This window comes from Escherichia sp. SCLE84 (assembly GCF_012584495.1).
In the GTDB taxonomy this organism is placed as follows: Bacteria; Pseudomonadota; Gammaproteobacteria; order Enterobacterales; family Enterobacteriaceae; genus ECMA0423.
The window spans coordinates 673,575-686,654 of the sequence record NZ_CP051430.1 but is presented as its reverse complement, the minus strand read 5'-3'; the positions used below and the strand labels follow the sequence as shown (position 1 = coordinate 686,654).

The 13,080-nt window shown below is 47.5% G+C and carries 12 protein-coding genes and 1 pseudogene; 6 read left to right on the top strand and 7 right to left on the bottom strand.

The window, feature by feature from the left end:
- Positions 1–80: 80 nt before the first annotated feature.
- The 4 genes from HGD79_RS03660 to sad all read right to left on the bottom strand — a co-directional run bounded on the left by HGD79_RS03660 (position 81) and on the right by sad (position 4,375).
- Positions 81–1,499, bottom strand: a complete 1,419-nt coding sequence (locus tag HGD79_RS03660) for a diguanylate cyclase (protein WP_000558044.1) — start codon at positions 1,497–1,499, stop codon at positions 81–83.
- Positions 1,500–1,637: 138 nt separating this feature from the next.
- Positions 1,638–1,997 (bottom strand): DUF4186 domain-containing protein, encoded by a 360-nt coding sequence (locus HGD79_RS03655; protein WP_001191027.1) that lies wholly within the window; start codon positions 1,995–1,997, stop codon positions 1,638–1,640.
- Positions 1,997–2,923, bottom strand: a complete 927-nt coding sequence (gene glsB / locus HGD79_RS03650; protein ID WP_000257409.1) for a glutaminase B — start codon at positions 2,921–2,923, stop codon at positions 1,997–1,999. The genes HGD79_RS03655 and glsB overlap by 1 nt, the downstream gene beginning before the upstream one ends.
- A 63-nt stretch (positions 2,924–2,986) precedes the next feature.
- The gene (gene sad, locus HGD79_RS03645; RefSeq protein WP_001296740.1) at positions 2,987–4,375 is read right to left on the bottom strand and encodes a succinate-semialdehyde dehydrogenase; all 1,389 of its coding nucleotides are present in this window, start codon (positions 4,373–4,375) and stop codon (positions 2,987–2,989) included.
- Positions 4,376–4,475: 100 nt separating this feature from the next.
- On the opposite strand from sad, the gene HGD79_RS03640 reads away from it, so the two are divergent.
- The 3 genes and pseudogenes from HGD79_RS03640 (at position 4,476) to ydeA (ending at position 7,888) form a co-directional block, all read left to right on the top strand.
- Positions 4,476–5,357, top strand: a complete 882-nt coding sequence (locus HGD79_RS03640) for a LysR family transcriptional regulator (RefSeq protein WP_000366496.1) — start codon at positions 4,476–4,478, stop codon at positions 5,355–5,357.
- Positions 5,358–5,434: 77 nt separating this feature from the next.
- Positions 5,435–6,548: pseudogene (yneK, locus tag HGD79_RS03635) on the top strand (putative protein YneK).
- Between the two features lie 149 nt (positions 6,549–6,697).
- Positions 6,698–7,888 (top strand): L-arabinose MFS transporter, encoded by a 1,191-nt coding sequence (gene ydeA, locus HGD79_RS03630; RefSeq protein WP_000210799.1) that lies wholly within the window; start codon positions 6,698–6,700, stop codon positions 7,886–7,888.
- 24 nt (positions 7,889–7,912) lie between these two features.
- On the opposite strand, the gene marC is transcribed toward ydeA, so the two are convergent.
- Positions 7,913–8,578 (bottom strand): NAAT family transporter MarC, encoded by a 666-nt coding sequence (gene marC, locus HGD79_RS03625; RefSeq protein WP_000885033.1) that lies wholly within the window; start codon positions 8,576–8,578, stop codon positions 7,913–7,915.
- Positions 8,579–8,789: 211 nt separating this feature from the next.
- On the opposite strand from marC, the gene marR reads away from it, so the two are divergent.
- Genes marR through marB form a run of 3 tightly spaced genes read left to right on the top strand, consistent with a single transcriptional unit; the run spans position 8,790 to position 9,877 of the window.
- Complete coding sequence (marR, locus tag HGD79_RS03620; RefSeq protein ID WP_000843419.1) at positions 8,790–9,224, top strand: multiple antibiotic resistance transcriptional regulator MarR; 435 nt, start codon at positions 8,790–8,792, stop codon at positions 9,222–9,224.
- Between the two features lie 19 nt (positions 9,225–9,243).
- Positions 9,244–9,627: an MDR efflux pump AcrAB transcriptional activator MarA gene (marA, locus tag HGD79_RS03615; RefSeq protein ID WP_000091199.1), complete on the top strand. Its 384-nt coding sequence runs from the start codon at positions 9,244–9,246 to the stop codon at positions 9,625–9,627.
- 31 nt (positions 9,628–9,658) lie between these two features.
- A complete protein-coding gene (gene marB, locus HGD79_RS03610) occupies positions 9,659–9,877 on the top strand; it encodes a multiple antibiotic resistance protein MarB (RefSeq protein ID WP_139496566.1) in 219 nt (72 codons plus the stop codon).
- 56 nt (positions 9,878–9,933) lie between these two features.
- On the opposite strand, the gene HGD79_RS03605 is transcribed toward marB, so the two are convergent.
- Positions 9,934–11,373 carry a 6-phospho-beta-glucosidase gene (locus HGD79_RS03605; RefSeq protein ID WP_000012618.1) on the bottom strand — a complete coding sequence of 480 codons (1,440 nt, stop codon included), beginning with the start codon at positions 11,371–11,373 and terminating at the stop codon, positions 9,934–9,936.
- A 24-nt stretch (positions 11,374–11,397) separates the two neighbouring features.
- The gene (locus HGD79_RS03600; protein WP_001022772.1) at positions 11,398–13,071 is read right to left on the bottom strand and encodes a carbohydrate porin; all 1,674 of its coding nucleotides are present in this window, start codon (positions 13,069–13,071) and stop codon (positions 11,398–11,400) included.
- Positions 13,072–13,080: the final 9 nt, after the last annotated feature.

Sequence of the window (13,080 nt, the reverse complement as noted above, 5' to 3'; positions counted from 1 at the left end):
AATCGAGGAAATACGCCTTTTCCTGGATCATAAAGTGGTAGAACACATTGCATTCAAATCGCGCGGAATGAATAAAGATGTCAGACAACTTCCTCACCGTAACGCATAGTGCTGGTACGGTTGCGCCCATCTTTCTTCGAGCGATACAGACACGTATCGGCTTCGACCATCAATTTATTAAAATCATCGGTCAGCGTTCGGTACGATGCGCGACCACTACCGACGCCAATACTTACCGTGAGATAAAGCGTTTTTTGTTGCCAGGTGAATGGTTGCAGTTCAACGCCTTTACGGATTTTTTCCGCCATTAGCAGACCATCGACAGGATTCACCGACGGCACTGCAACAGCAAATTCTTCGCCGCCCATGCGCGCCACCAGCCCCTTATCACCGACAATCTTCTGAATATGCCGGGCAAACACGCTTAACACTTTATCGCCACATTCATGTCCATAGTTATCGTTAATGCTTTTGAAATAGTCAATATCAAGCAGCATGACCGTCAGATGTTGTGTCTGTTTCAGCGATGGACTTTTCAGCGCCTCATAAAGACCGGACCGTGAGTAAACCTGAGTCAGAAAATCAAAGTCGGCTCGCAGCGCAACTTGCTTCATTAGCGAATTGATCGCTGCCACGCTAAAAGAAACCATAATTGGGCATATCGCCATCGTGGCAATACCGAGACGTGCGGAGAACATTTCCGGAATGGAGAACGGCGAACCGACCGAGATATCAATCACCGAATTTGCCACCAGTACGATTTCCACCGCACCGGTGACAAAGGTCAACAGACATGTTACCTGCGGCGTATAGCGCACTGCACACCAGATTAATGCAGGCAGCGGGAACGCCAGACTCCCCGCTCCGCCAATGACTACCGAGGCAATAACCGACACAATAAGCGCGATGGCGGGCATCATCTGTTCTGCTTTAAAGCGCGGCAGCACTCCAGGAATAGCCAACGTCAGCATACAAGGCACGATCAACACGCCCGTTGAGAATTGCTCACTGAACCAGTCCGCAAGCAAAGGCCAGAAATCCAGACTATCAATACTGACCGAACCAATCGCCCCGACAATAGCGCATAATAATGCGGCAATCAGACAGTAATTAAATAGCCGTAAGGCACTTACTGGCTCATACTTATTTTTCCCCAGACGCTTATCCCGCACGACCAGTAAGGCGACGGTAACAATAAACATCATATTGGAGAAATTGATAACCAGTGAAACCAGTCCCCATTCGGTGGTTATGGCATCATAAACCAGCATCGCCACATAACTGATCGCATAGTAATGCAGTCGATTAAGCCAGACATAGCGGGCAAACACCCCCGCCATTACGCCATTCAGCGGCCAGAAAAGAGAAAGTTCGTGAACCAGCCGTAACTCTGCACCAATAAAATAGAACAGCGTGGTTAGCGCAAAAATAGCGATGCTATTACGTAGCAGATGACCTTCCTGGAACAAACGGAAAGTTGAAATGGGGTGTACATGCATTAATTATCTGTCCATACAATTGCGGGTGGCAATTATCTCAACGTAATAAGTAAATTCACATAAAGGATAGCATGTTCGCTAACAGCGGCGGCAAATAAAGGTACCCTGGGAATGCTATTTTATCGTTTTCCGCAATTCTCATGGCTGATTCATCTGTACAACCAGCCAGTGATAGATTACCGCCACGATATAACGTTGTTGTTCTTCGCTTAACGAAACACCCTGCGGAATGTTATGCCACTTAGCCAGACAACCGCGACAGCAGGTCGCGGTGGCGTGCTGAGCGATAAACACCGGATGCCCGCGCATGGGGGTTTGCTTACCGTCATTAGCCGGTAATGCCGGAGCAAGACGTTTAGCGACAAAATCCGCCGCATGTTGTTCGATGACTGGCGCGCCTTTCTCCAGGCAATACTGACGCTCTTTCATGCCCAGACGAAAGCGAGAGCGAAATTTTGAACGGGATAAACGCGCGAAGAGTGGATCGAGAGACTGCATTAATAAACCGAACGCCCTAACTGTTTCGTCAATTGTTCAAGGACGGCGATACCCGCAAGCGAGTTACCTGCATCATCCAGTTCCGGACTCCAGACTGCGATGGCCATTTCATGCGGAACAATCGCCACAATACCGCCACCAACGCCAGATTTCGCCGGTAGCCCCACCCGCCAGGCAAACTCCCCCGCGTTCTGGTACATACCACTGGTCGCCATCAGCGCGTTAATTTGCCGCGCCTGCATTGGCGTCACCACAGGTTCATCAATATGAATAGCTTTCCCCTGATTAGCCAGAAAGACAAACGTCCGGGCCAGCTCTACACAGCTCATTTTCAGAGCGCAGTAATGAAAGTAGTTTTGCAGAACGGTTGTCACATCATGATGGAAATTGCCAAACGACTTCATCAGCCAGGCGATAGCCGCATTTCGCGCGGAATGTTCAAATTCGGAACGCGCTACCACCGTATCGTATGAAATATCAGACACACCGCTTAAGCCGCGCACGACTTCCAGCATACGTTGCCGTGGTGCGCTTAATCGCCCTTGCAACATATCGCAAACCACCAGCGCACCAGCATTAATAAACGGATTACGCGGAATACCCTGCTCCATTTCCAGTTGCACTAAAGAATTGAACGGTGATCCAGACGGGTCTTTGCCGACGCGTTGCCAGATTTCCTCTTCGGAGTAATGACGCATGGCGACAACGAGACTCAGCACTTTGGAAATAGACTGAATGGAAAAACGTTCTTGCGCGTCTCCGGCCTGAAAAAGCTGTCCGTCAACGGTACAGATAGCAATGCCCAATCGGGAACCGTCTACTGTAGCCAGCGCCGGAATATAATCCGCGACTTTACCCTGACCAATGAGCGGCCGCACTTGCCGCAAGATGTTTTCTAAAATTGCATTATCCATGGCGACTGCCACTTTCTACTCCTGGACCGCAGGTCTGAAAAGACCTGCGAGTATATCAGAGCTGAATATGTCGCGTCAGATCCGGTCTTTCCACACCGTCTGGATATTACAGAATTCGTGTAAGCCGAAATGGGAAAGCTCACGACCAAAGCCACTCTTTTTCACGCCACCAAAGGCCACTCGCGCGTCGCTGGCACAATAACCATTGATAAACACCCCACCGCATTCCAGACGTGCCGCCATCTGTCTGGCCTGTGTTTCGTCGGTGGTAAAAATGGTCGCTGAAAGGCCGAACTCACTATCATTAGCCAGTTCCAGCGCATGTTCTGCATCTTTCGCAACGGTGATTGCCGCAACAGGGCCAAACATTTCTTCCCGAAACGCGGTCATTTCTGGGGTAACATTCGCCAGAACCGTTGGCGGATAGTAGTTACCTGCCCCAGCCATCTTTTCCCCGCCCAGTAACAAACGCGCACCCTGCGCCAGGGTTTTCTCCACCTGATGATGCAGCTCATCACGTAAATCAAAACGAGCCATTGGTCCGAGAGCGTTCTCTTCATCACGGGGATCGCCCATTTTCAAGGCTGCCGCAGCTGCCACAAAACGTTCGGTAAATGCAGAAGCAATTCCCTCTTCGATAATAAAGCGTTTTGCCGCTGCACAAACCTGTCCGGTATTCTGATAACGTCCGGCTACCGCCGCTTTAACCGCCAGTTCCAGATCGGCATCGTTAAGCACAATAAATGGATCCGAACCGCCCAGTTCCAGTACGCATTTTTTCAGTGCCGCTCCAGCCTGTGCGCCAATAGCCGCTCCCGCACGAACACTTCCGGTCACCGTGACAGCAGCAATGCGCGAATCTTTAATCATTTGACTGACACCGTCGTTGTCGGCATTCAGCCAGCCATATACGCCTTGCGGGATTCCCGCATCTTTAAACACCTGGGCAATGAGCTGAGCACAGCCCATCACATTCGGCGCATGTTTAAGTAAGTAGCCGTTACCTGCAAGAATGATGGGAACCGCGCCACGCATCACCTGCCATAACGGAAAGTTCCACGGCATAATCGCCAGAATCGTCCCCAACGGTCGATACTCAATAACTGCCTGCTGATTTTCCACCAGCGTAGGTTCCGCCTTCAGCATTGCCGGACCATGTTCTGCATACCAGTCACACAAATTCGCCGATTTCGCCACTTCAGCGCGCGCCTGATTGATTGGTTTGCCCATTTCACGGGTGATCATTTGCGCCATTTCTTCGCTACGGGCGCGCAGAGCCTTACCGATACCACGCAGTTTTTCAGCACGATAATCTATATTTGTCTCGCGCCAGTCGCGAAAGCCTGCTGCCGCCAGCTGAAGTGCGTTTTCGATATCGTTAGCGCCAGCCCAAGGCAGCACAGAAAGTTGTTCACCCGTGGCAGGATTTATTGAAATTGCATGAGTTGCCGGAGTAATGGTCATCGGGGTATCTCCTTTATGAGTCATGGTATGAAGATACGCAGATTTACTCTTGCTTTAAAATGAATAATATTAAGCCACTTATTCACGAATCGAGAATGTTATGGATCTGACCCAACTGGAGATGTTCAACGCGGTTGCCGAAGCTGGCAGCATTACCCAGGCTGCAGCAAAAGTGCATCGCGTACCGTCGAATCTCACTACCCGTCTACGCCAGCTGGAAACAGAACTGGGGGTAGATCTGTTTATTCGCGAGAATCAGCGTTTACGTCTCTCTCCTGCCGGGCATAACTTTTTACGCTATAGCCAACAAATTCTCGCGTTAGTGGATGAAGCGCGGAGCGTTGTCGCTGGCGATGAGCCGCAAGGTTTATTTTCTCTTGGTTCGCTGGAAAGCACCGCAGCAGTGCGCATTCCGGCCACGCTGGCGGAATTCAACCATCGTTATCCCAAAATTCAGTTTTCACTTTCCACCGGCCCTTCCGGCACTATGCTGGAAGGAGTGCTGGAGGGAAAACTGAATGCGGCATTTATTGATGGGCCCATTAACCATACTGCCATTGACGGGATACCGGTATACCGCGAGGAGCTGATGATCGTCACGCCACAAGGTCATGCGCCAGTAATCCGCGCCAGTCAGGTTAACGGCAGTAACATTTATGCCTTCCGCGCCAATTGTTCGTATCGTCGCCACTTCGAGAGCTGGTTTCATGCTGACGGTGCCGCTCCGGGAACTATTCACGAGATGGAGTCGTATCACGGGATGTTGGCCTGTGTGGTCGCAGGAGCAGGCATTGCGCTTATTCCACGCTCTATGCTGGAAAGTATGCCGGGGCATCACCAGGTTGAAGCGTGGCCGTTAGCTGAGCAATGGCGTTGGTTAACAACCTGGCTGGTCTGGCGTCGCGGTGCGAAAACGCGTCCGCTTGAGGCATTTATTCAACTACTGGATGTGCCTGACTCGGCAAAACAGGGTTACCAATGAGCTATTTTTGATAGTTCTTGCAGCTCAAATGCCCTATATAGTGATGTTCCGATGACTTATGACTATATGGGGCAAATATGGTTACGCCAGTAAGCATCAGTAATTACATATCTCTTCCTGATGATTTTCCCGTACGTAATATTGCACCTCAGGTAAAAGAAGTTTTAAAGGACTTTATTGATGCGCTAAGTACAATAATATGTGATGAAGAGTGGCGCACGTCTTTAAACATCAACTCAGCCACAAAAAAGATATTTAATAACCTTGATAACTTATCATATATTCAGAGGACTTCTTTTCGGGGTAACGACACGCTATACAATGAAAAGGTTCAGTTTAAACTCACTTATCCAGTCAAGAATGGAAGACACAAAGAAAATATTGAATTTCAGGTAGTAATAAATTTAAGCCCTATTTATTTAGATAATTTTCGCCATGATGGAGAAATTAATATTTTTGCGCTCCCAACCCAAAGCCTGTCACTATGGGGCGCGTATTTCAGACCGGCGTCGAGCGTGTGCTATTTCTGTTTCTGAATGATTTTATTGAACAATTTCCAATGATCAACCTTGGCGTTCCCATCAAAAGAGCGCATACACCACATATTGAACCCCTGCCTCCGGATCGCCATACCGCTGCAGATTACTTACGCCAGTTTGATTTGCTTGTCCTGAATTTTATCTCTCGCGGTAATTTTGTCATACTCCCCCGATTATGGAGTAACTCTGAGGTTCACAGATGGTTCGTCAATAAAGATCCTAACTTGATCACCGCCATTCTCGACATAACAGACGGCGAATTAAAAGAGGATTTATTGCAAAGCCTGATGGATTCATTAGGTTCTAACAAACATGTACTACCCGAAGTCTGCATCTGCTTTTTATCCCTTTTAGCAGAACAAGAATCTCCTCATTTTCAGGACTTTTTTTATTTTTCGCCAATATGTTATTGCACTATCACCAATTTATGAATCCCAATGAAAGTGATCTGAATGACGTGTTGATGCCAGCATCATTAAGTGATGATAAAATTATCAAACATATGGCGCGCAGGACCCTCAAACTGTTTGTAAAAAATGAAACGCCGCCAAAAGTTACTCACGAAGACCTGGTGAAAAACAGGCCTCGCTCCCCTGTCAGACCACCTATACCCGCAACCTCCAAAACGCCAGACCTCCCTGAACGTCATTAAACCGTGATGTTACCGACTCTCTGACGCGTGAAAGAATCAGCGTCAGAGAAACGGAAAACGCGATCCAGATCACAAATGCATTGTATTCACATCATTAACCGTTTTAAGATCATTTCATCACTTTTTCGCAACTCACCCGATAATCTGTTATGACAACAAACACTGTTTCCCGCAAAGTGGCGTGGCTACGGGTCGTTACGCTGGCAGTCGCCGCCTTCATCTTCAACACCACCGAATTTGTCCCTGTTGGCCTGCTCTCTGACATTGCGCAAAGTTTTCACATGCAAACCGCTCAGGTCGGCATCATGTTGACCATTTACGCATGGGTAGTAGCGCTAATGTCATTGCCTTTTATGTTAATGACCAGTCAGGTTGAACGGCGCAAATTACTGATCTGCCTGTTTGTGGTGTTTATTGCCAGCCACGTACTGTCGTTTTTGTCGTGGAGCTTTACCGTTCTGGTGATCAGTCGCATTGGTGTGGCTTTTGCACATGCGATTTTCTGGTCGATTACGGCGTCTCTGGCGATCCGTATGGCTCCGGCCGGGAAGCGAGCACAGGCATTGAGTTTAATTGCCACCGGTACAGCACTGGCGATGGTCTTAGGTTTACCTCTCGGGCGCATTGTGGGCCAGTATTTCGGTTGGCGAATGACCTTCTTCGCGATTGGTATTGGGGCGCTTATCACCCTTTTGTGCCTGATTAAGTTACTTCCCTTACTGCCCAGTGAGCATTCCGGTTCACTGAAAAGCCTCCCGCTATTGTTCCGCCGCCCGGCATTGATGAGCATTTATTTGTTAACTGTGGTGGTTGTCACCGCCCATTACACGGCATACAGCTATATCGAGCCTTTTGTACAAAACATTGCGGGATTCAGCGCCAACTTTGCCACGGCATTACTGTTATTACTCGGTGGTGCGGGCATTATTGGCAGCGTGATTTTCGGTAAACTGGGTAATCAGTATGCGTCTGCGTTGGTGAGTACGGCGATTGCGCTGTTGCTGGTGTGCCTGGCATTGCTGTTACCTGCGGCGAACAGTGAAATACACCTCGGGGTGCTGAGTATTTTCTGGGGGATCGCGATGATGATCATCGGGCTTGGTATGCAGGTTAAAGTGCTGGCGCTGGCACCAGATGCTACCGACGTCGCGATGGCGCTATTCTCCGGGATATTTAATATTGGAATCGGGGCGGGTGCGTTGGTAGGTAATCAGGTGAGTTTGCACTGGTCAATGTCGATGATTGGTTATGTGGGCGCGGTGCCTGCTTTTGCCGCGTTAATTTGGTCAATCATTATATTTCGCCGCTGGCCAGTGACACTCGAAGAACAGACGCAATAGTTGAAAGGCCCATTCGGGCCTTTTTTAATGGTACGTTTTAATGATTTCCAGGATGCCGTTAATAATAAACTGCACACCCATACATACCAGCAGGAATCCCATCAGACGGGAGATCGCTTCAATGCCACCCTTGCCCACCAGCCGCATAATTGCGCCGGAGCTGCGTAGGCTTCCCCACAAAATAACCGCCACCAGGAAAAAGATCAGCGGCGGCGCAACCATCAGTACCCAATCAGCGAAGGTTGAACTCTGACGCACTGTGGACGCCGAGCTAATAATCATCGCTATGGTTCCCGGACCAGCGGTACTTGGCATTGCTAGCGGCACAAAGGCAATATTGGCACTGGGTTCATCTTCCAGCTCTTCCGACTTGCTTTTCGCCTCCGGTGAATCAATCGCTTTCTGTTGCGGAAAGAGCATCCGAAAACCGATAAACGCGACGATTAAGCCGCCTGCAATTCGCAGACCGGGAATCGAAATGCCAAATGTATCCATCACCAGTTGCCCGGCGTAATACGCCACCATCATGATGGCAAATACGTACACCGAGGCCATCAACGACTGACGATTACGTTCGGCACTGTTCATGTTGCCTGCCAGGCCAAGAAATAACGCGACAGTTGTTAATGGGTTAGCTAACGGCAGTAACACCACCAGCCCCAGGCCAATTGCTTTAAACAAATCTAACATTGGTGGTTGTTATCCTGTGTATCTGGGTTATCAGCGAAAAGTATAAGGGGTAAACAAGGATAAAGTGTCACTCTTTAGCTAACCTTGCATCGCATTGACCAAAACTTGAACCGATTTAGCAAAACGTGGCATCGGTCAATTCATTTATTTGACTTATACTTGCCTGGGCAATATTATCCCCTGCAACTAATTACTTGCCAGGGCAACTAATGTGAAAAGTACCAGCGATCTGTTCAATGAAATTATTCCATTGGGTCGCTTAATCCATATGGTTAATCAGAAGAAAGATCGTCTGCTTAACGAGTATCTGTCTCCGCTGGATATTACCGCGGCACAGTTTAAGGTGCTCTGCTCTATCCGCTGCGCGGCGTGTATTACTCCGGTTGAACTGAAAAAAGTGTTGTCGGTCGACCTGGGAGCACTCACCCGTATGCTGGATCGCCTGGTCTGTAAAGGCTGGGTTGAAAGGTTGCCGAACCCGAATGATAAGCGCGGCGTACTGGTAAAACTTACCACCAGCGGCGCGGCAATATGTGAACAATGCCATCAATTAGTTGGCCAGGACCTGCACCAAGAATTAACAAAAAACCTGACGGCGGACGAAGTGGCAACACTTGAGCATTTGCTTAAGAAAGTCCTGCCGTAAACAAAAAAGAGGTATGACGATGTCCAGACGCAATACTGACGCTATTACCATTCATAGCATTTTGGACTGGATCGAGGACAACCTGGAATCGCCACTGTCACTGGAGAAAGTGTCAGAGCGTTCAGGTTACTCTAAATGGCACCTGCAACGGATGTTTAAAAAAGAAACCGGTCATTCATTAGGCCAATACATCCGCAGCCGTAAGATGACGGAAATCGCGCAAAAGCTGAAGGAAAGTAACGAGCCGATACTCTATCTGGCAGAACGATATGGCTTCGAGTCGCAACAAACTCTGACCCGAACCTTCAAAAATTACTTTGATGTTCCGCCGCATAAATACCGGATGACCAATATGCAGGGCGAATCGCGCTTTTTACATCCATTAAATCATTACAACAGCTAGTTGATAACGTGACAACGTCACTGAGGCAATCATGAAACCACTTTCATCCGCAATAGCAGCTGCGCTTATTCTCTTTTCCGCGCAGGGCGTTGCGGAACAAACCACGCAGCCAGTTGTTACTTCTTGTGCCAATGTCGTGGTTGTTCCCCCATCGCAGGAACAACCACCGTTTGATTTAAATCACATGGGTACTGGCAGTAATAAGTCGGATGCGCTCGGCGTGCCCTATTATAATCAACACGCTATGTAGTTATTGTCAGGCTCTGATCACAGAGCCTGACATCTCCGTAATATCTTCCTCAAGTCTCAAATATTTTCGCCATTGTTGGCGATGAGATCCCGATACCAGTAAAACGACGCTTTACGTATCCGTTCCAGCGTTCCCTTCCCTTCGTTGTCTTTATCGACATAAATCATTCCGTAGCGCTTTTTCATTTCCCCTGTTCCGGCAGAAACCAGGTCAATGCAGCCCCACGGGGTGTAGCCAATTAAGTCAACACCATCTTCAACTACGGCTTTTTTCATTTCCCGAATATGGGAAGCAAAGTAATCAATGCGATAGTGATCGTTCACCGTGCCGTCAGCTTGTCTCTGGTCAACCGCACCAAATCCATTTTCGACAATAAACAGCGGCAACTGGAAATGATCCCAGAACCAGTTGAGTGAATAACGTAGCCCTGCCGGATCAATTTGCCATCCCCATTCGGATGTATCGATATAAGGGTTGCTGACCAAATCTCGTGGTTCAACATAATCCAGTTGCGGGTTATCGGGCGAAAATTGTGTCGTAAAAGACATGTAGTAGCTAAAGCCGATAAAGTCGACACAACCACTGGCAAGAATCGCGTTATCTTCTGGTGTGATATCGAGGTTGAATCCTTTCCTGGCAAAGTAATTCAGCATATGTTGCGGATAATATCCACGAGCATGAACATCAGTAAACCAGTAACGACGATGCATTGCTTTCGTGGCCATCATCATATCGTTGGGTGCACACGTCAGAGGATAGATGGGACACATGGCGATCATACAGCCAATGTTAAATTCAGGATTGATCGATTTTCCAGTCTGTACCGCCAGGGCACTGGCAACTAACTCGTAATGTACCGCCTGGTACATTATTTGTTCGCGCTCATTGATATCTTCCTCTGGCGAATACAAGATACCGGAATTAGTAAATGGACACAGGCTTTCGCTGAAATTCACCTGATTATTGATTTCGTTAAACGTCATCCAGTACTTTACTTTTTCTTTATAGCGCGTGAAGACCGTTGATGCGAAGCGGATAAAAAAGTCGATCAGTTTACGGTTTCGCCAGCCACCATATTTTGTCACCAGATGATAAGGCATCTCAAAATGTGAAAGCGTCACCACAGGTTCCATTCCCTGCTTAAGGCATTCATCGAACAGATCATCATAAAATTGTAAACCCTCTTCATTCGGCTCCTGTTCGTCACCTTGCGGAAAGATTCGTGTCCAGGCAATGGAAGTTCGAAAGCATTTGAATCCCATCTCGGCAAATAACTGAATATCTGTTTTATAGCGATGATAAAAATCAATTGCTTCATGATTGGGATAATTAAGCCCGTCGATAACGCCTTCTGTCACTTCACGCGGCACCCCGTGAGCGCCAGCAGTCATCACATCAGCGATGCTGATGCCTTTTCCTCCTTCATTCCAGCCACCTTCCAACTGATGCGCGGCTACCGCACCGCCCCATAAAAAACCTTTTTTAAATCCTGACATACACAACTCCTTAACTAAAATAGATTACCACCAGACTTCCGCCTGGATGCCGGCCATAAACTCGTCTTTGCTGTTCTCATTAAACTTAAAATTCGATAATTCGTTATCCAGAATATTGATATACGTTCCATAGAAGCGAATTTCTGGTCGTGAACCTAAAATGCTTTCACCCACTTTCAATGCATGCCAGAGTGTCGTTTTATAAGCCGATTCATTTAGTGTTACACCCTGCTGAGTTTTGTTCTGTTGCTTAAACCAGCCTAATTCAAGCCCCGTCTGATTCCATGTATTCCAGATCCAGGCCGGTCTTATTACAGTGCGAATACTGTCAAAATCACTATGAGCACCACTTTCATAACTATAAACATCTTCGCCGTGAGAATAGACAAGCGCGTTAGCCATAATAATATTGTCAGTAAGATACATCTCGCCCTGAGAGATTAAACGCCAGGCGATCCCATTGGTATGATCACCATAGTAATAGCGACCATGCGCCATCGTATTACTGGCATCTGAGAAACTGGCAAAACTGCTGGCATAGGAATTATTGGCAACCTGTAACGTAAATTCATTAAACGTATCGCGTTGCAGGTTTTGCCGTAAAACAGAAGTCAGCATCCAGCTATCTTTCATTTCAAAATAACTGTTGTCATTTTCGTTATCTTGTTGTTGATCCGTTTTATTAGGTGCGGAATATTTAGCCATTAATGATAATGTCGCATCATCCCATAACGGGATATTGCGATAACGAACATCCACAGAATTGGTATTCATCTGGCTGGTACGCGAAAAATCACGAGAGTAAACATCGACATCATCACGGCTTAAGGACATATCAAACAGCCCTACACCAAGTGCCCAGTTTTCAATCCCCACACCCGCGGCGACATCCGTGGTTAAGGTTTTCCAGTCCAGCATCTGGATCTCATATTGCGGGAGTTTATGTTTGCCGACCCAGAAGTCTGCCTCTGGTGCGAAGGGTAAAAAACCTCGCGTTGTCAGGTAAATATCGCTGAACTGCATGATATTTTCATTGGCACTGTCACCAAACCAGGCATCGTTATACTGCTCACCCACGTTGCCATCATAGGTAACGACCGCATTTGCCGTTTTACCGTCCTGATTATAAACACGCTGATTTAAGGTCAGGTCAAACCAACCGCTCATCTCATTACCAAAACGTCCCAGAGAACCCGCTGCATAAGTTTGTGGTGAGCCGTGATTACCAGTACCCCAGCCTGAGCGGAAGTACCCCTGATAGCTGAACCCAATATCATCCTTTATATATTTACTGATATCTTTCAGGGTCACGCTTTCGATAGTGGTTTTGTCGCCTTTACTTTCAATAACGGCAACTTGCTGCGATCCATTTATAGTATGCGCTGCGGTAAACGAGTTCTGTTCACCGTTTTCATTTTTGATGTTATCAGCGACGGGAGATGTCGCTGATATTTCAGCAAGCGAGGCTGATTTATATTTGTTTTCCGTGATGCTTTTTTGTAAGGTCGAAAGTCGGGATTTATATACTCCCAGTTCATTCTGTGTTGCTTTCAGCTCTTGTTTATTTTGCGACAATTCATTTTCAAGCAATTCAAGGCGCTGCTCTATGGTTAATTTTGTTGCCATCGCGTTCAATGGAAACAATGCTGTAATAATAGAAAAAGACAAAAGGCTGACGTTAAGCGTCTTTATATTCATGACTTATCC

Excerpts from the sequence above, each read along its gene's own strand:
- HGD79_RS03660 (WP_000558044.1), bottom strand. The coding sequence starts at position 1,499 with ATGCATGTACACCCCATTTCAACTTTCCGTTTGTTCCAGGAAGGTCAT.
- HGD79_RS03655 (WP_001191027.1), bottom strand. The coding sequence starts at position 1,997 with ATGCAGTCTCTCGATCCACTCTTCGCGCGTTTATCCCGTTCAAAATTT.
- sad (WP_001296740.1), bottom strand. The coding sequence starts at position 4,375 with ATGACCATTACTCCGGCAACTCATGCAATTTCAATAAATCCTGCCACG.
- HGD79_RS03640 (WP_000366496.1), top strand. The coding sequence starts at position 4,476 with ATGGATCTGACCCAACTGGAGATGTTCAACGCGGTTGCCGAAGCTGGC.
- ydeA (WP_000210799.1), top strand. The coding sequence starts at position 6,698 with ATGACAACAAACACTGTTTCCCGCAAAGTGGCGTGGCTACGGGTCGTT.
- marC (WP_000885033.1), bottom strand. The coding sequence starts at position 8,578 with ATGTTAGATTTGTTTAAAGCAATTGGCCTGGGGCTGGTGGTGTTACTG.
- marA (WP_000091199.1), top strand. The coding sequence starts at position 9,244 with ATGTCCAGACGCAATACTGACGCTATTACCATTCATAGCATTTTGGAC.
- marB (WP_139496566.1), top strand. The coding sequence starts at position 9,659 with ATGAAACCACTTTCATCCGCAATAGCAGCTGCGCTTATTCTCTTTTCC.
- HGD79_RS03605 (WP_000012618.1), bottom strand. The coding sequence starts at position 11,373 with ATGTCAGGATTTAAAAAAGGTTTTTTATGGGGCGGTGCGGTAGCCGCG.
- HGD79_RS03600 (WP_001022772.1), bottom strand. The coding sequence starts at position 13,071 with ATGAATATAAAGACGCTTAACGTCAGCCTTTTGTCTTTTTCTATTATT.